The following is a 17,823-nucleotide window of genomic DNA, read 5'->3' on the forward strand; positions in this document are numbered from 1 at the left end:
CAAGCGATGCACATGGGCCGAAGGCGCCAAAAATCTCCGGCTGGCGATAGCATTTTTCCATCCTGCCACCCTCCTCCTTGAACGCAATCGGTCTAAAAAAGCCCGGCCTGCGCTTTAGAGTTTTTGCTATTCTGAAACTGTAGGTGAAGACGCAGACTGATGCGCAAGAGGATAGCAAGGAAACGTGGGGCGACGTTCCGAAGGGTACACGGTTAGAAAGATCTCCGCGCTGAGATCCAGCCCTTATGCCGTGTGAAGCAGAAGAGCATATTTTTGTTCCCGTGCAATTCTGTGAGAGGCCTGATAAACCTTGTAAGCCGGGGACCAGCGCCGGCCACCTACTCGATTTTCAAAGCCCGCCTTGTGCGGGCTTTTTCGTATCTGCTGGTGCAAGAAAGGCCCCCCCTTCAACCGCGCTCGTGTCCAATGCCCGCTCATTGCCGGGTTGCGCACACACCTCCCGAAGGCAGCCGCGCAACCAGCGATGCGCCAGGTCGGCATCCAGCCGTGGATGCCAGAGCATTGAGACGGTGAACGTCGGCAGGGTCAGTGGAAGCGCAAAGCTGTGCATGCCGGCGCGCAGGTTTTCGGTGTGCCGCTGCGGAACGCTGGCGATCATGTCGCTGGCCCGGGCGAGCGACACTGCAGTCGAAAAGCCGTCGACGATAGTCACCACTTCCCGCGCAAGCTCCAGCGACTTGAGAGCTTCATCGATCGGGCCCTTGTCGAGCCCCCGCCGGGAAACGTAAATATGCTTGCCCGCCGCGTAACGAGCCGGCGTGATCTCGCCTTGGCTCAGCGGATGCCCCTTGCGCACAACACCAATGAAACGGTCCCTGAACAGTGCCTGCGTACGCACCTCGGGGCCTTCACTTTTCCCCACCACACCCGTTTCCAGATCGACGCTCCCATCGCGAAGTGACGTGCTGTCTTTATCGGGCTTCTGCACGAACCGCAGCCGTACGCCGGGGGCTTGCTCGCTGACGCGTGCAATCAACTGCGCGCCGAAACTCTCCACAAAACCTTCACTGGTGCGCAGCGTGAATGTGCGGACCAGCCGTTGGAGGTTGAGTGCTTCAGCCGGGCGCAGAACCGTCTCGGCATCCTGCACCAACTGACTGACCTGCTCGCGCAGTTCGAGCGCTCTCGGGGTGGGCACAAGTCCGCGGCCGGCCCTGACCAGCAGCGGATCGCCGGTGGTTTCACGCAGTCGCGCCAGTGCCCGACTCATCGCCGACGGGCTCAGCCGCAAGCGCTTCGCAGCCCGTGCAACGCTGCCTTCTGCGAGCAGCACATCAAGGGTGACCAGCAAGTTGAGATCGGGTGTCGACATGGATCGCCCCTTGGTACGGCGTGAGGGTGATAAGGCGTTAGACGCACGAATTAAGTGCAAATGCTGCGCCTTCCGCCATGTTATGCGCCAGCGTAGATTTCTGACAACTCCGTTTCGGACGTCGCCAAACAAAGGGAACATGATGAAGCCAATCAGTGCAGCACGAGATGAGGCCGTCGCCGGCAGCGCACCACGAGTACCCTCGGTTCGCTGGGCCCTCGCCAGCCTTTCGTTATCCATGTTGCTGTCCTCGCTCGGCACCAGCATCGCCAACGTCGGCTTGCCGACGTTGGCACAGGCGTTCAACGCCTCCTTCCAGGAGGTCCAGTGGATCGTCCTCGCTTACCTCCTCGCTATCACCACCCTGATCGTCAGCGTCGGACGCCTCGGCGATATCACTGGTCGTCGGCGGTTGCTACTGGCCGGCATTTTCTTGTTCACGCTGGCCTCGGCCTTGTGCAGCGTCGCGCCCACGCTCTGGCTGCTGATTGCCGCCCGGGCGCTGCAAGGCCTCGGCGCGGCCATCATGATGGCCCTGACCATAGCCTTTGTCGGCGAGACGGTTTCGAAGGCAAAGACCGGTAGCGCCATGGGCTTACTCGGGACGATGTCTGCGATTGGCACCGCGCTGGGGCCGTCGCTCGGCGGCGTGCTGATCGCCGACCTCGGCTGGCAGGCGATCTTTCTGATTAGCATACCGTTGGGCATCCTGACGTTTCTGCTTGCGCATCGTTACCTGCCCGCCGATCGCCAAGCGCCGAAGCCCGAGCGCGCCGGCTTCGACCCGCTGGGCACTTTGCTGCTGGCGCTGATGCTTGCGGCTTATGCGCTGGCCATGACGATTGGGCGCGGCAGTTTCGGTCCACTCAATGTGGCCCTGCTGGTGGCGGCAGCCTTCGGTGTCGGCCTCTTCGTGCTCGCCGAAGCGCGAGTTGCCTCACCGTTGATTCGATTGGCGATGTTCCGCGATCCGGTGCTGAGTGGGAGTCTCGCCATGAGTGCGCTTGTCTCGACGGTGATGATGGCGACGCTGGTGGTCGGGCCTTTTTATCTCTCGCATGGCCTCGGGCTTGACGCCGCTATTGTCGGGCTGGCCTTGTCGGTCGGGCCGATTTTCGCGGCGCTGACCGGGGTGCCCGCGGGTCGCCTTACCGACCGTTTTGGCGCACAACGCATGACCGTCTTCGGACTCATCGCAGTGGCGACCGGTTGCTTCATGCTCTCGCTGATACCAGAGACGCTCGGGATCCTCGGCTACATCGCCCCGATGGTTGTCATCACCATTGGCTACGCGCTGTTCCAGACGGCTAACAACACCGCGGTCATGAGCGATATTCGCCCGGACCAGCGCGGCGTTGTCTCCGGCTTGCTCAACCTGTCGCGGAATCTGGGGCTGATCACCGGTGCGTCCGCGTTGGGTGCGGTGTTCGTGCTCGCATCGGCAACAAACGACATCACCGCGGCGCGTCCCGAGGCCGTTGCCAGCGGTATGCGAATCACATTTGCCGTCGCCATGGCGCTGATCGCCGCTGCGCTCGTTATCGCGCAGGGAAGCCGCGCGCTGACACCCCGCCCTTCTCTCCCCGCCGACGTCTCGTGACGTAATAATAATCTGCAATCTTTACGCTCCCCCTCGGCAGCTGCTACGGAGGTAGTCGATGGTCATGAGGTAGTCCGTGGTCATGACGCGAAAAACAAAATCGGCTGCAGCCTAAAAAGGCATTGCGCTGGGTGGGGCTAATTCGCGCATCATGAGCGCAGTCAGCTCAAGGAGAGTTTCATGCGCGTCCTGTCATCCGTTATGCGTCTTGCCACGTTGTCGCTGGGGCTGGTGTTCGCCGCCACTGCCGTGGCCACCGAAGAGTCGCAGCTGGTCGAGTCGATCAACACCTACCGCAGCCAGGTGCAGCGTTGCGCCAGCCTGGTGTCTCAAGAGCTGCCACCGCTCGCGGCCGATCCGCGCCTGATCCTGCCCGGCAACAATATCGGCGACCTGCAGCAGGCGCTGGCGCGTACGGCTTATCCGATGGTCAGCGTACAGGCGATCACGCTGTCCGGCCCGCGAGATGCGCCATCGGCCATGAAGGCTGTTCGGGAGAGCTTCTGCCAGGTCGTGCTGGACCCGCAGTTCGTCGATATCGGCGTGAGCCATGAAGGAACTCTATGGCGCATTGTGCTCGCGCGCCCACTGTTGGCCGGCCGCCTGGGCGACTGGCAGGCCGAGGGACAGAAGCTGCTCGAGATGATCAACAGCGCCCGCAAGCAAACGCGTCAGTGCGGCGCTCAGTCCTTTACCGCCACCCAACCGCTGGCCTGGAACGCCACGCTGGCGACAGCCGCCCAGGCGCACACCCAGTCCATGGCCAATCACAACTTCTTCGACCACAAGGACCGCGATGGCCGCACACCGGGTGATCGGGCCGAACTGGCAGGCTACGCCGGCCAGCAGATTGGCGAGAACATTGCCGCCGGGCAAGACACCGTGCGCAAGGTGGTCGATGGCTGGCTGTCCAGCCCCGGTCACTGCGCCAACCTGATGAACCCGCAGTTCCGCGAGCTGGGCGCGGCGTATGCGGTTGATCCGAAGAGTGATGCGGGCATTTACTGGACGGCGATGTTCGGTACGCCGTAAGTACTTTGGCGATCCGGCGATCGACCTATACTGTATGGATTACCACACTCGATGCGCCACGCATTCGTGTTCGATGGGCTGCGTGACGTGTCGAGCGGTCCGTTCACGCAGGCGCAGGCCTGCCTTCGTATGAAGGAGAACATCATGTCGCGTAAATATATCGATTGCCGTGAATTTCCAAGCGGAATCAAGTGCTCTGTCGCACTGTCCGCTGACTCCGAAAAAGAATTGCTGGATGCCGCCGCGCAGCATGCGGTCAGTGTTCACAAGCACGTCGATTCGCCAGAACTGCGCGCGCAACTGAAGACCATGTTTCACGATGGCACGCCGCCGCTAGAAGCCCGACGCGCTTGATGCAGAAGGTTTGGCGGGGGATTCAGAGTCGCCTGCGGGGCTCATATTGATGAGCCCCGCAGTTTTAACGCGTCTATCGAAGCCTGTCGCCCGCCTCGCTCAACCCCCACTCAACTGCCGGTTCTGTCATGACGTCCAGTGATCCCCTTCGAGCCGTCATTCCAGCGACTATGATGAGGGGCAACACCACTGAGGAGTTGAACGATGTCGCTGACTCTTTACTACCATCCACTGTCGTCGTACTGCCACAAGGTGCTGATCGCGCTTTACGAAAACGCTACCGAATTCGAAAAGCGGATCATCGACCTGACAGACGATGCGGACCGCGCGGAGCTTCAAGCCCTTTGGCCACTGGTCAAGTTCCCGGTCATCAGTGATCACCTGCGCCAGCGCGCCCTGCCAGAGGCCACGATCATCATCGAGTACCTGGATCACCACTATCCGGGTGAGCAACGGTTGATTCCGAACGATTGGGAGACCGCGCTGGAGGTGCGTCTGTGGGACCGCTTTTTCGACAACTATGTGCAGGGGCCGCTGCAACAGATTGTCAGTGATCGACTGAACAGCACCAACGCTGATTTGAGCAAACAACGGTCCATGCTGGAGACAGCCTACGCCATGCTCGACCATCGAATGGCGTCGCGAATCTGGATGGCCGGCCAGGACTTCAGCCTGGCCGATTGCGCCGCAACCCCGGCGCTTTTCTATGCCAGCACGCTGGTGCCGTTCCCGAGCGAATTCAAGCACTTGAGTGCCTATTTCGACCGGTTGACACGCAGACCCTCCGTGCAGCGAGTCATCGACGAAGCCCGACCTTACTTTTCGCTCTACCCGTTTGCGGACGCCATCCCCAAACGGTTTCTCCAGGCACCGGGCATCACTTGAGGAGCGGATACAAGCCCCTGCGACACTCGACTAACGGTACTTGAGCCCACGCACCCACCTTCCTAGGATAGTTTTGCGCAACTGTTAAATGCTCCAACAGTTGCGTAGGTGGTGAGTGATCTGAACCCCTACCAAGCTCACCACTTGCTTCACGTGCATCTTGAGCCTCTGGGCTCTACTTCCTCCCCATCAAAGAGCTTTGAGGCTCTTTTTTTGTCTGAAAAACCCCAGAAACCGTTACGCAACTTGTAGCAGCTGGCGAAGTCGAGCGGCCGAGCGGCCGAGCGGCCGAGCGGTTACTCAGCGTCAATCGCGGTGCCGGGTCAATCCTTTTGGGGGCGTGCCGGGTTGTCCTGACGATAGGTATGCTGGGGATTGATGACCAATTGCCTGACCTGACTGTCCAACTCTTTGCTGTGATAGAGGTCCAGGCATTTGAGCAGTTCAAAGCGAACGCCTTGACGCTCTGACTCGACCAGTGGGTTGTGATAATCACGAGCCAGAAACTGGTCAATCAGAGGTCTACCGGCTTGAGGTGCTTGCTCCAGATCGAAATAGGTCCAGTCCATAAGCGCACTGGCACTGCTTCCGGCATCCTGGGCGGCTTTAGGTTCGCTCTTGTAGGCGGTAGCGATGCAATCTGCCAGTACCATATCCTTGTAGTTTTGCGCGTAGGTACGTTCGCCTGCCTGTGGAGAGTGTTTCGGGGCATCCTTGGACCAACTATTGGAAGGTGCGGCTGCCCAAGCCAGTACCAAGACCGCAGTTAAATATTTCATCAGGACAATCTCCAGAAGCTTGCGCGGTCGGTTTGATAGTTCACACCTGGCCCATTGAAATAGCAGTGGTCATAACACATTCTGCCGTCAAACAATCAGGACCTCATACTTCGGCCCTTGGCGTTACGACCACCGGGGGAAACTGAACGGTGTACATCTGAGTAGGTAGCCATAGCCCGAAACCATGTCCTGGCTTTGCGGGGCTGGGTAGATGACTTGGCCGGATGCATACGAACAAACGCCAGAAACGATAAAGCCCGGCACGAGTCCGGGCTTTATCGTTTCTGATCGGTCCAGCAACAAGCCCCGCCAAACAGTGTGTGGCGGGGCTTGGTCTTACAGGGCCATATCAGTCGCTGGGTTGCTTTCTTTCTGTGGTTGCGCTGGAGCTGGAGCAGCTGGTTGCGCGGCCGCTGCCTTGCCAATCACAGGCGGTGTAGCAAGTTGCAGAATTTGACTGGTGTACGTCCATTCCTGGTAAACACGCTCAGGACTGTCGTTCAGCTTGGTGCCGTAGCTCGGGATGATCTGGTGCAGCTTTTCCTGCCAGGCCGGGGTCGCCACCTTGTCCTTGAAGATCTTCTCAAGCACGCCCAGCATGATCGGAGCCGCGGTGGACGCACCTGGCGATGCGCCCAGCAGACCGGCAATGCTGCCGTCCTCGGAGCTGACAAGCTCGGTGCCCAGTTTCAGGATGCCGCCCTTCTCTTCATCACGCTTGATGATCTGAACGCGCTGACCGGCTTGCCACAGGCGCCAGTCTTCCTTCTTGGCATTCGGGAAGTATTCCTTCAGGGCATTCATGCGGTCTTCGTCCGACAGCATCAGCTGGCCGGCCAGGTATTCAACCAGTGGGTACTGCTCGATGCCCACCTTGGTCATCGGCCAGAAGTTGTGCGTAGTGGTGCTGGTCAGCAGGTCGAAGTAAGAGCCTTCTTTCAGGAACTTCGTGGAGAAGGTCGCGAACGGGCCAAACAGAATCACGCGCTTGCCATCCAGCACGCGGGTATCCAGGTGCGGAACCGACATCGGCGGTGCGCCGACCGACGCCTTGCCGTAGGCCTTCGCCATGTGCTGTTCAGCGATTGCCGGGTTATCGGTCACCAGGAACGAGCCGCCGACCGGGAAGCCTGCATACTCTTGAGCCTCAGGGATGCCCGACTTCTGCAGCAGATGCAGTGCACCGCCGCCCGCGCCGATGAACACGAATTTGGCGTCGGTCTGGGTTTCGGAACCGTCTTTCAGGTTCTTGTAGGAAACGCGCCAGCTGCCATCTTCATTGCGCTTGATGTCTTCCACTTCGCTCGAAAGCTTTAGCGCGAAGTTCGGCTTGGTTTGCAGGTAGCCAACGAACTGGCGGGTAATCTCGCCGAAGTTCACGTCGGTACCAATCGGAGTCCAGGTTGCTGCGACCTTTTGTTTCGGGTCACGGCCTTCCATCATCAGCGGAACCCATTTCTTGATCTGCTCCGGGTCTTCCGAGTACTGCATGCCGGCAAACAGCGGGCTCGCCTGCAGGGCTTCGTAGCGTTTCTTCAAGAACTTGATGTTGTCATCGCCCCACACAAAGCTCATGTGCGGAGTGGAGTTGATGAACGAATGGGGATTCTTCAACACGCCATTCTTGACCTGCCAGGCCCAGAATTGACGCGTGATCTGGAAGCCTTCGTTGATTTCAACGGCCTTGGGGATCTCGACCTTGCCATTCTTGTCTTCTGGCGTGTAGTTCAGCTCAGCCAGAGCAGAGTGACCGGTGCCGGCGTTGTTCCAGCCGTTCGAGCTTTCCTCGGCGACGCCATCAAGACGTTCAACCATCTCCATGGACATGCTAGGCTCAAGCTCATTGAGATAAACGCCCAAGGTCGAACTCATGATGCCGCCGCCGATGAGGAGCACATCGACTTTCTTTGTTTCAGCTGCGTGCAAAGGCATGAGGACCATCGACATGGCCAGGCCGAGTAGCCCTGTGTTGACTTTTTTTAACATTCAGTAATACCTAGGATAGAACGCCATCCACCTACCACTCTTGATCATGAGCTGCCCGGGCTCACCGCATGCAATGCCGCATGCCGTCGAACCCTGTACTCAGAAAGACTGATGGGTAGACATATAAGACCGACAGACACCATCGGTCTCACGTTTAGGCCCCTCCCGCGCTGACTTTTTATTAGTCATTGGCTTCAGCTACTCGGGTGACACTAATTCTGTTTTTAAAATATCGGACGCAGAAATGAACAGACGTGCGTCCAGAGCGCGGCATTCTACCTCAGTGTGCCGAATCGACGAAGACGCAAAAATTTCTCATCCTTCGACGAGTGCTGCACAAAGGGCCTCGCGCAGCACCTGTTCCAAAATGGCAAAAAAACACTTGATGTGGGCCTGTTTCAACGCTTGAGGCCGGGTCACCAGATAGACCTCCATATCCGGCAGCTGGATATCCGGAAACACGGCTATCAGGTCCTTTGCCAAAATACGCGGCAGCACCGCGACGCCCATCCCTCGCCTTACCGCTTCGATCTGTGCGGCGAACGAATTCACTCTGATCTGCGCACGCTCCAGCCCCGCGGCCCGTGCCGCACGCATTTGCGGCAACATGTCCAGCGGCGGGAGCAAGGCAATATTCACCGCGGTGACCGGAGTCACAGCTGGAAAACGCTGCAGATAGGCCGCATCAGCGAAGACGCCATAAGCGAGCTTGCCCATGGGTCGATAAACCAGTGATGGCTCGCCCAGGTGCGCTGTGCGGATAGCGATATCCGCTACGCCGCGGACGATCTTGTGAAAGTCGGCGGTGACCAGCAATTCCACCGAGCAACGCGGATGCAAAGACGTAAAGCGATGCGAGGCCTCCAGCACACAAGACGAAAATCCTTCGCCGACACTGACCAGGACACTGCCGCTAAGCTCCGTCGGCAATTGCGATGCGCCGGCAGCGGCCTGACGCCTCAAGCCCTCCTCCGCGGCCAGGGCAACTTCAACCAGGGATTGGCCCCGCGAGGTCAGCCAGCAGCCTTCAACGCCACGCTCGACAAGTGGCTCGCCGAGTGAACCCTCAAGCTGAGTGATCCGTCGGGACACTGTAGACGCCGCGATGCCCAACAATTGGCCGGCTTGAAGAAAGCTGCCACGTCGCGAGACCGCCAATAACAGACGCAGATCGTCCCAATTCGCTTCTGAACTCATGTACATGCCCGCCGCTTTGCAAATGTGCAAAACCATTATGCAGCAGTCGCTGTTTTTCGGGAGTGACAGCAACGGTATATCTACCTGCTTTAGTCAATGAAGGGATGAAACATGCGCAGTACATTCGTCACCGGCGCAACCGGTTTGCTGGGCAACAACCTTGTGCGTGAACTGGTCGCCGGTGGCTACGAGGTCAAAGCCCTGGTTCGTTCAAGAGCCAAAGGTGAACAACAGTTCAAAGATCTTCCGGGCGTGAGACTGGTCGTGGGTGACATGGCCGATGTCGATGCCTTCGCCGCGTCGATGCAAGGCTGCGATACGGTGTTTCACACGGCGGCGTTCTTTCGCGACAACTACAAGGGCGGCAGCCACTGGGAGGAACTTGAAAGGATCAACGTGACAGGCACGCAGCGCCTGCTTGAGCACGCCTACAATGCCGGTGTTCGCCGTTTCATCCACACCTCTTCCATTGCCGTGCTCGACGGCGCTCCCGGCACATCGATCGATGAGACGTGCCTGCGCAACGAAGCCGATGCTGATGGCTACTATCGCAGCAAGATCCTAGCTGATCGTGTCGTGTTGTCGTTCCTGGAAGACCATCCCGACCTGCATGCCTGCATGGTTCTGCCTGGCTGGATGTGGGGCCCTGCCGATATTGGCCCGACTTCCTCGGGGCAATTACTCAACGACGTCGTGCGCAATAAACTGCCCGGCCTGGTTCCCGGCAGTTTCTCTGTCGTCGATGCCCGCGATGTGGCATTGGCGCAAATCGCCGCTGCGCAGCACGGCCGAAGTGGCGAACGTTACCTGGCAGCGGGACGCCACATGACGATGGCTGAGTTGGTGCCCTTGCTGGGCAAGATAGCGGGCGTCAAGACGCCGCTACGACAATTGCCGCTGTCACTGCTGTACGCCTTGGCGTTTACACAAGAGCTCTACGCGCGCCTGACCGGCAAGCCGATTCTGCTGAGCATGGCGACCGTGCGCCTGATGGTGCGCGAAGCCGGGCGCACGCATTTCAACCCTGACAAGAGCAAACAACAGCTTGGCCTGCGGTTTCGCCCCGTCGAACAGACGCTTACCGATACGCTGGCCTGGTACCGCGATCATGGCTGGTTTGAAAAGCGCTAGCACTGCACCAGTGTCATCGCGGTTTACGCAGATTCGCCTTGCACGCCAACAGCGGCGACACTCAGGCGATTTCTGCCTTGCGACTTTGCCAAATACAGCGCACGGTCGGCCAGGTCAATCAGCGACGTTTCATCATGCTCGCTATCGTAGGCGGTAAAAGTCGCCAGCCCGAGGCTGGCGGTCACGCTACCGAAAGGGCTCGACAGGTGTTCAAGTCGCGCCTGTGCAATGCCGAGGAGAATGGCCTCGGCAACCGAGCGGGCACCCGACTCGTCTGTGTTGGGCATCACCACAGCGATTTCTTCACCGCCGTAGCGGGCGGTCATGTCAGCTGGACGGCGCACGCACTGCTTGATCGACTGGCTGATGATGCGCAGGCATTCATCTCCGGCGAGATGCCCATAGTGATCGTTGTAACGCTTGAAAAAATCCACATCGATCAGGATCAGCGACAAAGGACTTCGCTGGCGCTTGGCGCGCTTGAATTCGATATCCAGAAACTGATCGAAATGCCGGCGATTGGCAAGACCGGTCAGCTTGTCTTCGCTGGCGAGAACTTCCAGCGTCTGGTTAAGCTCGATCAGCGTAGTCTGGGTGGTTCGCAGGTCTGCCTCTGCCCGAATACGATGACTGATATCGGCAATCAATCTGCGCCCAAGCGTAATCAGGAGTCCCAGCAACACCATCACCACCGCAACCGATTGCCTGGTCTGGCTCCACCACGCTTGCATGGCTTCGTCCTGGCCCACCGCGACCGTCGTCACGAGGGGATACTGATCGCTTCTGGTGAACGCGTAGATTCGATGGATGCCATCGACGTTTGAAACAAAGTCCACGGTACCCGACGACATCTTGCGCAGGTACTCGGAAAATATCGGTGCACGAGACAGATCACGCCCGATGTCCTGCTCCTGGAAGGGATACCGCACCAGAAGACGCCCTTCGGATGAGGTCAGGCTGATCGCGCCATACTGCCCAACGGACATGGTTCGATAGAGCTTGAGGAAGTGCTCGAGACTCAAGGTGGCGGCGATCACCCCGGCAAAACTTCCATCCGGATGATCGATTCGTCGACTGACCGAAATCACCCAGACGCCAGTGGCACGACTGAGAATCGCCGGACCGATGAAGATGCCGCGGTCCGAATTGTCGCGGTGATGCTTGAAGAATGCTCGATCAGCGTGGCTGCTGTTGGGTGAGACATGCTTGTTGGTCGAGAATATCCAGTTACCCTGAGCGTCATACAGCGCCACGCTGTTCAATTGCTTCAGTGCACCCTTCTCCTGAGCGACCAGTACTTTCAGGCGTTCGAGCTGCTGCGGGCCGGTGCCGTCTTTCTCGATCCTGTCCGTCAGCCCCAGCAATACCACTTCACTTTGCTTGAACGTGCCCTCGGTGTACGTGTTGAGTGCCTTGGTCAAATTCAACGTATCGGTTTCAATGTCACTCAGGGTGTTCTCACGGGCTGTCCAGATCTGCCAGGCAGTCAGCACCACCACGGATACACACACCAGAGAGGTCAGCAAAGTGGCAAGTCGAAGGTCGCGTTTCAAGTGAGTACCCAGGCGGTTGAGCGCGCATTGATCAAAAGCCCGCGCAGTATAAACGCCTTCGAACGGTACAAATGACTGAAATGAAAGCTATTGGCCATCTTTCTTCCACGCCAGAGCCTGCTTGCGTTGCTTCGAAACGGTGAGAGAGTCGCCATTCAGCGGAGCCCTGAAACAGGGCTCCGCCGCTCACTCAATAGCCCAGCGACAGCACCGGGTCGAAAGCAACGTGCGCCACAACCGCTATTGCAACGGAATATAAATATCGGTCTGCCACTGATCGTGCGGTGTCTCGGGATAGACGCTCAGGTAATCGAAGTACAGCGGATGGTCACGAAGCTCCTCACCGCTGGCAGGCAGCCAGTCGCGGTAGATCGGATAGATCGTTTCGCCGATATGATCCGTCGAGCCCACGTGTCGCACCACCACGCAGCGGCCGCCAGGAATGACGAGTTCGCGCACGCCAAACTCATTCGGCGCCACTGCCTCGTGAATCTCGCCGCACATGGCGAAGCGGAATTCTTCCGGCGGTGTCGTATCGGGGTTGCCATAGGGAATGCCAAAGGTGCGACTCGATGCCACCGGCGACTGTCCGCTCTGCGTACGCCACTCGATGAACTTGCGCACGCTCTCATCGATGAGCCCGGTTGGCCCGCAGTGCTCAAGCGCTGCGACCCTGACTTCGGAAAACTCCACGATTCGTACCTGCATGATGATGCTCCTGGAAAAATGAGGAATTGCAAACACCGCACCCCAGACCTGCCAGTTCGGTTGCTTCCTGAATGCACTCGGCGTCATACCGAACGCCCGCCTGAACGCCCTGGAGAATGCCTCGGGACTTTCAAAGCCGGCACCGAGTGCGGCGTCCAGCACCGAATGATCCGCAAGGGAGGCCAGGCAATGCGCCGCGCGTCGTAGCCGCATCAGTTGCACATAACGTGAGACCGGTACGCCCACGAACGCGGTGAATTGCCGATGGAAGTGAAATTCCGAAAAGTTCGCCACACGGCTCAATGTCTTCACCGAAAGGACACCTTCGAGGTTGGCGTCAATGTAGGCGAGTACGGCGTTGAAGCGTTTCGCGTAGGCGGCGTTGGTCGGCATGTCAGACACTGGATAAAGGCTCCGGGAAGTACGGTAGGCACAGGATCGACCATGCCGGCATGAACGCGCCTAGCCGCGTTTGCTCAAAGCGCTTGTGGCCAGGAGCTGGCAACGCTGGCGGTGAAGCATCTGATCCAGCAGGCGCAGCTGCATTGGAACCTTAAACAATTGGTTGCCAACGTATACGCAGGCAATATCGGCTCGGCAAAAGTACTGAAACGGTGTGGCTTCTCGATCGAACATGCTTCTCGGCAAGAAGGGACAGAGCACGAATATCGATTTGGCCTTTCGATTTAGATCACTGAATGATTGGCCAACACTTGTAGAACGGGCGCCTTCAAGGCTGATGCAAGTCAGTCAAGAGACCGCGCAGGCAACACATGACCCGTAGCAGCCGGTGCAAGTTCGGGAAACTCAACCAGCAGTGCCTTGTTACCCCTGGCGATGTGCTCCGTCACCGCTTGGGCGATGTTTTGACGTACCACTCCGGCCGAGACGTAATACATGGCCCAGGCTTGTTCGGGCGTGCAATGGGCGATCTGTTCCTCAATTTCCTTGTAGGCTTTGTATTCGTCCGACTCCACGTAGCATTGGCAATCACCTTGACGCATGACTTTTCTCCTTCCCTTGAACTGCTGTGACAACCCTTTAGTCAGTCGACTGATAAAGGCAGCCCCTGCTCCCTACGTGATGACCCGCATTTTAAATAAACGCTGACTATCGCCGGAAGCAGAAGCAACTCTTCAGTAAAGACAACACCCCAGCCAGATCAAATGCCAGTCTTCACTTTGCTCCAAACTCGGGTGCGGACACGCTCCAACTTCAATGGCAGCGGTTCAAGTGGAATAAGTGTAGCAATCGTCTTTTGATCCGGGTAAACCCAAGGATTGTCTGCCAGCTTCCGCTCGACAAACTCAGTGGCATCTTTATTAGCGTTAGGGTACAGCGTGTGGTTTGAGGTCTTGGCAATAACTTCTGGTCGCAACATATAATTAATAAACGCCAACCCTTCCTTCGGGTGAGGTGCGTTTTTTAGCAGAACCAGATTTTCCGACCACACCAGCGCGCCCTCGCGAGGAAGGCTGTAGGCAATCTTGCGTCCAGTGTTGGACTTCTCGTTTATGGCCCGCGCAGCAAGGGCGCCATTAGCCCATCCCACCACCGCACAAATATTGCCATCCGCCAGGTCAGCGTCGATTCTGGATGAGTCGAAATAGAGGACGTAGGGGCGGATTTTTAACAGCAGGGCTTGTGCTTTCTGGTAATCATCCGGGTTCCTGCTGTTGCTGGGGAGCCCAAGGTAATGCAAAGCAATCGAAACGATCTCACTGGGAGAGTCGAGCATTGCCACACCACACGACTGGAGTTTGCTGATGTTTTCTTCTTTGAAGATCAGATCCCAGCTATTCACCGGAGCATCATCACCCAATGCCGCTTTGACTTTATCAACGTCATAGCCAATGCCGGTAGTGCCCCATAAATAGGGCACGGCGTAGCGATTACCAGGATCATTGACCGCGACCTGGGACAAGATCTCAGGATCGATATGTGACAAATTGCTCAGTTGATTACGATCCAAGGGCTGAAGGACTCCCGCCTGGATCAGGCTTGGCAACACATCGGAGGTAGCCACAACCACGTCATACCCCGTGCGCCCAGCCATTACCTTACTCTGCATGATTTCGGCACTGTCGAACGCATCCATCTGCATTCTGGTACCGGTTTCCTGCTCAAACTCCTTTGGGGTCTCCGGTGCGATAAGCCCAAACCAGTTATACAGATACATCCCAGGCTCTACAGCCGCCACTGATGTGCTGATCCCTACACAGAGAAGCGAGGCTGAAAAAATGCTTCGCAAAGGTGATTTTCTCATGCAACTATCCTTGTCAAGACGATGTGCCCTCATGGCCATTCCAAGCCCTGAATAGTGAATATACCGGGCACTAGCGAATAGTAAATACCTACGAATACTTACCCCTGACCGACGAATCCCTAACCCTAAAGGGGTAGAAAGTGCCACTCGACCTTCACAGCCTGGCCTGGCACCGATCGATTGGAACGCTGATCATGCAGTTGAACCGTCCAGAGTTCTGGAGATCGCTTATTCGCACATTAAATGAATACGTGCAAATCGATAACTATGCATTTCCGCTGGCAGCAACATCCACTTCAATCAAGAACAAATAACACCACGCGAAAATGACGCACTCAAATTGCTACTGGGTGGCTTCTCCAACAAAGAGATAGCCGGAAAACTTTCCCTGTCGACAGAGACGATAAAAGTTCACCGCCGCAATATTTACGCCAAATTAAACATCAAATCACAATCCGAACTATTTTCGCGTTTCTTTATGCCAAAACAGGATACCTCCCCTATAAATTGAAGTGAGCGACTCGAAGCTGGACATCGGGCAGAAGGAAACCTTCGCCCGGTGCTTACTCGGCAGGTTTTCGACAACGAAGCCGAAGACAGCACATCCGGGTTGCCGTATTCATGCACACGTATGGCTTTCATGGTGAATCCTCGGAGTATTTCGAAAGATGAACCTGAGAGGCGCCGCACGCGTTCATCCACTGCGGCGCCATTGGCTCAGTGACGACGGGCGTCGAGGCTGAAGCGACCGGCGCCGAATGCGACGACCTGCAACAGGCCACCCGCCATGGCGATGTTCTTGAAGAAGTGGATGAACTGGTTCTGGTCGCCCAGGCTGTTATGGAATGCCAGCGCGGTGATCACGCTGAACAGCGTAAGCACCAGCGCCACGGCACGGGTGCGGTAGCCAGCGATCAGCGCAATACCGCCACCGATCTCGATGATGATGGCCAACGCCAGAGCGAGTTGCGGGAATGGCAAACCCACCGAACCGATGTAGCCGATCATCATCGCCGGGGCGCTCAGCTTGGAGATGCCCGAGAGGATGAAGATGGCGCTGAGGAACACACGGCCGACCAGCGCCGCCGTGGCGGTGGTAGCGACAGCACTGGACAGCTCATGGGTATCTTTGGAGGTAGTCGCTGCAGATTGGGACATGGTCGTTCTTCCATCAAGTTGGGCGCATCCACCATTGGAGCACCGCGTTGAAGAAAGTCTGCCACCCACTCTACAATCGCAATAGCCGACTAATTTCGACGATTACGTTCGAGTAAATAGAAATGATCTCAGACCCAGGCACTCCCACTCTCGATCAACTGCGTGTGTTCCTGACGGTTGTCGAGGTCGGCAGTTTTGCGGCTGCCGCACGAAAACTGCACCGAGCCACTTCAGTCATCAGCTACTCGATCGCCAATCTTGAGATGCAACTCGGCGTGTCGCTGTTTGACCGCCATACGACGCGCAAACCCCAGCTCACCGATGCCGGCCGCACCGTGCTGGCCGAAGCCAGAACCATCGCCAATGGCATTCATGGGTTACGCGCCAAAGTAAAAGGCCTGCTTCAGGGGCTCGAAGCTGAAGTTCATGTGGTACTGGATGTGATGCTTCCCGCTGAGCGCGTGGTGGACGCACTCAAATCATTTCGAGAGGAATTTCCTACGGTTGCACTCCACTTGCATATGGAGGCGCTCGGCGCAGTCACTCAACTGGTGATCAACGGCGGCGCGTCCGTCGGCGTCAGTGGCCCGATGAATGAGGGGATTGATGGTATCGAAAGAATTGCAGTCGGCAGTGTCGAGCTGATTCCGGTGGCAGCCCCCAATCATCCACTGGCTTCAAGCGATTCGAATATTCCAGGTGCTGGACGTGAGTTCATCCAGCTTGTGCTGTCCGACCGTTCACTCCTGACAAAAGACAAGGACTTCGCAGTCCTCAGTACCCGCACCTGGAGATTGGCCGACCTGGGGGCTAAACACATGTTGCTGCGTGAAGGCATTGGCTGGGGGAACATGCCGATCACGATGGTCCGGGAAGATCTGGATACTGGCCGACTCGTCCACCTGAAAATGCCGGAATACAAAAGCGGGATGTACACCTTCGACGCCATCTATCGCACGGACCTGCCGCCAGGACCCGCCGCAAGGTGGTTGATTGATCGGTTCATTCAACAAAGCTCAGCGGGCGATGCGCCCGATCTTCGATAGCCCCGGGATAATCTGCATCACTGGGGTTTCAGGCCATCGCGCCAGGCGATAGCTTCGAGTTCGACCCGGACCGCGTCCTCGACGGCAACCACCGGGCGCGCCTGGAATTCAAACGCAGGAAACGTCGAGCAAACCTTGTGAACCGCCAGCGGATCGTCGCACTCCACCAGCATGTGTCCGCCCCACTCGCCCACGCGCACGACAAACACCTCGATCTTGAAATTGTCCGGGGCTTTCCATTGACCGAACACCTCCAGGATCCGTTTCTGCGCACTCTCGTACTCCGCAGGCGAACCTTGTGGCCGTTCAAACCAGCTGATCATGTACTTCATCGCCATCCTCCTCTGGAGAGGTAAGGATAGTTCTCGATGCAACTTCTCGCTTCAATCGCCTCAAGTAACCCGCCCTTGCATTACAACTTTGTCATTGTGCTGTTGGTCGGCTGTTGGAGTTGCCTTGTTACCGTGAACTCACTGCCAAACAACAGGCAGCTCACTTCAGACAAGGAGATACTGCCATGAAACTGTTAACGCTCGGACTCGCCACCCTCCTCGCCACCGGCTCAGCCTTCGCCGGTACCAACGACACTTCGGCGGTGATCCACGACAGGACCGGTTTCTTCGTCCACCTGGACGTTGCGAAAGTCCTGTCTATGACTGAAATTCCGGACCAATGTGACGTCACTCCAGCCCGTCTCGATTACCTGGATCATCAGGGTCAGGAACATGTGCTGGACTATTCGGTTCAAGGACGTTGCACCAACGGAAACTGATGGAATGCGGTATACACATGACT

General features: G+C 57.5%; 17 protein-coding genes and 3 pseudogenes. 9 read left to right on the forward strand and 11 right to left on the reverse strand.

The window, feature by feature from the left end:
• Positions 1 to 349: 349 nt before the first annotated feature.
• The gene (locus tag AABM55_RS17970) at positions 350 to 1,333 is read right to left on the reverse strand and encodes a LysR family transcriptional regulator (RefSeq protein WP_347927182.1); all 984 of its coding nucleotides are present in this window, start codon (positions 1,331 to 1,333) and stop codon (positions 350 to 352) included.
• A 142-nt stretch (positions 1,334 to 1,475) separates the two neighbouring features.
• Here AABM55_RS17970 and AABM55_RS17975 point away from each other — a divergent pair, with 142 nt between their 5' ends.
• From AABM55_RS17975 to AABM55_RS17990, 4 genes are all read left to right on the forward strand, one after another.
• Entirely contained in the window at positions 1,476 to 2,933 is a 1,458-nt protein-coding gene (locus tag AABM55_RS17975) for an MFS transporter (protein ID WP_347930055.1), read from the forward strand.
• A gap of 180 nt (positions 2,934 to 3,113) precedes the next feature.
• The gene (locus AABM55_RS17980) at positions 3,114 to 3,965 is read left to right on the forward strand and encodes a CAP domain-containing protein (RefSeq protein ID WP_054597983.1); all 852 of its coding nucleotides are present in this window, start codon (positions 3,114 to 3,116) and stop codon (positions 3,963 to 3,965) included.
• A 144-nt stretch (positions 3,966 to 4,109) separates the two neighbouring features.
• The gene (locus AABM55_RS17985; protein WP_054598376.1) at positions 4,110 to 4,319 is read left to right on the forward strand and encodes a DUF1059 domain-containing protein; all 210 of its coding nucleotides are present in this window, start codon (positions 4,110 to 4,112) and stop codon (positions 4,317 to 4,319) included.
• 204 nt (positions 4,320 to 4,523) lie between these two features.
• On the forward strand, positions 4,524 to 5,204 hold the full coding sequence (locus AABM55_RS17990; protein ID WP_347927183.1) for a glutathione S-transferase family protein: 681 nt from the start codon (positions 4,524 to 4,526) through the stop codon (positions 5,202 to 5,204).
• 323 nt (positions 5,205 to 5,527) lie between these two features.
• Here the strand turns inward: AABM55_RS17990 and AABM55_RS17995 are convergent, their stop codons facing one another.
• The 4 genes and pseudogenes from AABM55_RS17995 to AABM55_RS18010 all read right to left on the reverse strand — a co-directional run bounded on the left by AABM55_RS17995 (position 5,528) and on the right by AABM55_RS18010 (position 9,166).
• A complete protein-coding gene (locus AABM55_RS17995; RefSeq protein WP_054597985.1) occupies positions 5,528 to 5,983 on the reverse strand; it encodes a type VI secretion system amidase immunity protein Tai4 in 456 nt (151 codons plus the stop codon).
• Positions 5,983 to 6,108: pseudogene (locus tag AABM55_RS18000) on the reverse strand (cytoplasmic protein); the annotation flags it as partial. The pseudogene AABM55_RS18000 and the gene AABM55_RS17995, both read right to left, overlap by 1 nt.
• A gap of 211 nt (positions 6,109 to 6,319) precedes the next feature.
• The gene (gene mqo, locus AABM55_RS18005) at positions 6,320 to 7,969 is read right to left on the reverse strand and encodes a malate dehydrogenase (quinone) (RefSeq protein ID WP_347927184.1); all 1,650 of its coding nucleotides are present in this window, start codon (positions 7,967 to 7,969) and stop codon (positions 6,320 to 6,322) included.
• Between the two features lie 315 nt (positions 7,970 to 8,284).
• The gene (locus tag AABM55_RS18010; RefSeq protein WP_347927185.1) at positions 8,285 to 9,166 is read right to left on the reverse strand and encodes a LysR family transcriptional regulator; all 882 of its coding nucleotides are present in this window, start codon (positions 9,164 to 9,166) and stop codon (positions 8,285 to 8,287) included.
• A 111-nt stretch (positions 9,167 to 9,277) separates the two neighbouring features.
• Here AABM55_RS18010 and AABM55_RS18015 point away from each other — a divergent pair, with 111 nt between their 5' ends.
• Positions 9,278 to 10,297 carry an SDR family oxidoreductase gene (locus AABM55_RS18015; protein WP_347927186.1) on the forward strand — a complete coding sequence of 340 codons (1,020 nt, stop codon included), beginning with the start codon at positions 9,278 to 9,280 and terminating at the stop codon, positions 10,295 to 10,297.
• A 23-nt stretch (positions 10,298 to 10,320) separates the two neighbouring features.
• Here AABM55_RS18015 and AABM55_RS18020 read toward each other — a convergent pair whose 3' ends face one another.
• Together AABM55_RS18020 and AABM55_RS18025 are read right to left on the reverse strand one after the other, a co-directional pair.
• Positions 10,321 to 11,850 (reverse strand): diguanylate cyclase, encoded by a 1,530-nt coding sequence (locus tag AABM55_RS18020; RefSeq protein WP_347927187.1) that lies wholly within the window; start codon positions 11,848 to 11,850, stop codon positions 10,321 to 10,323.
• 240 nt (positions 11,851 to 12,090) lie between these two features.
• Positions 12,091 to 12,960 (reverse strand): GyrI-like domain-containing protein, encoded by an 870-nt coding sequence (locus tag AABM55_RS18025; protein ID WP_054597989.1) that lies wholly within the window; start codon positions 12,958 to 12,960, stop codon positions 12,091 to 12,093.
• Between the two features lie 72 nt (positions 12,961 to 13,032).
• Between AABM55_RS18025 and AABM55_RS18030 the strand changes: the two are divergent.
• Positions 13,033 to 13,248, forward strand: a pseudogene (locus AABM55_RS18030) (GNAT family N-acetyltransferase); the annotation flags it as partial.
• A 56-nt stretch (positions 13,249 to 13,304) separates the two neighbouring features.
• Here AABM55_RS18030 and AABM55_RS18035 read toward each other — a convergent pair.
• The gene (locus AABM55_RS18035; RefSeq protein ID WP_347927188.1) at positions 13,305 to 13,562 is read right to left on the reverse strand and encodes a hypothetical protein; all 258 of its coding nucleotides are present in this window, start codon (positions 13,560 to 13,562) and stop codon (positions 13,305 to 13,307) included.
• 158 nt (positions 13,563 to 13,720) lie between these two features.
• Positions 13,721 to 14,824: a polyamine ABC transporter substrate-binding protein gene (locus AABM55_RS18040; RefSeq protein ID WP_347927189.1), complete on the reverse strand. Its 1,104-nt coding sequence runs from the start codon at positions 14,822 to 14,824 to the stop codon at positions 13,721 to 13,723.
• A gap of 140 nt (positions 14,825 to 14,964) precedes the next feature.
• Here AABM55_RS18040 and AABM55_RS18045 point away from each other — a divergent pair.
• A pseudogene (locus AABM55_RS18045) lies at positions 14,965 to 15,335 on the forward strand (response regulator transcription factor).
• A gap of 206 nt (positions 15,336 to 15,541) precedes the next feature.
• Here AABM55_RS18045 and AABM55_RS18050 read toward each other — a convergent pair.
• Positions 15,542 to 15,982, reverse strand: a complete 441-nt coding sequence (locus AABM55_RS18050; RefSeq protein WP_347927190.1) for a DoxX family protein — start codon at positions 15,980 to 15,982, stop codon at positions 15,542 to 15,544.
• Positions 15,983 to 16,104: 122 nt separating this feature from the next.
• On the opposite strand from AABM55_RS18050, the gene AABM55_RS18055 reads away from it, so the two are divergent.
• Entirely contained in the window at positions 16,105 to 17,028 is a 924-nt protein-coding gene (locus tag AABM55_RS18055; RefSeq protein ID WP_347927191.1) for a LysR family transcriptional regulator, read from the forward strand.
• Between the two features lie 17 nt (positions 17,029 to 17,045).
• Here the strand turns inward: AABM55_RS18055 and AABM55_RS18060 are convergent, their stop codons facing one another.
• Positions 17,046 to 17,360 (reverse strand): DUF3303 domain-containing protein, encoded by a 315-nt coding sequence (locus tag AABM55_RS18060; protein WP_054597995.1) that lies wholly within the window; start codon positions 17,358 to 17,360, stop codon positions 17,046 to 17,048.
• Positions 17,361 to 17,545: 185 nt separating this feature from the next.
• Between AABM55_RS18060 and AABM55_RS18065 the strand changes: the two genes are divergently transcribed.
• Positions 17,546 to 17,800, forward strand: a complete 255-nt coding sequence (locus tag AABM55_RS18065; RefSeq protein WP_347927192.1) for a DUF2790 domain-containing protein — start codon at positions 17,546 to 17,548, stop codon at positions 17,798 to 17,800.
• Positions 17,801 to 17,823: the final 23 nt, after the last annotated feature.

It is taken from the genome of Pseudomonas helvetica (genome assembly GCF_039908645.1).
Classification (GTDB): Bacteria; Pseudomonadota; Gammaproteobacteria; order Pseudomonadales; family Pseudomonadaceae; genus Aquipseudomonas; species Aquipseudomonas helvetica.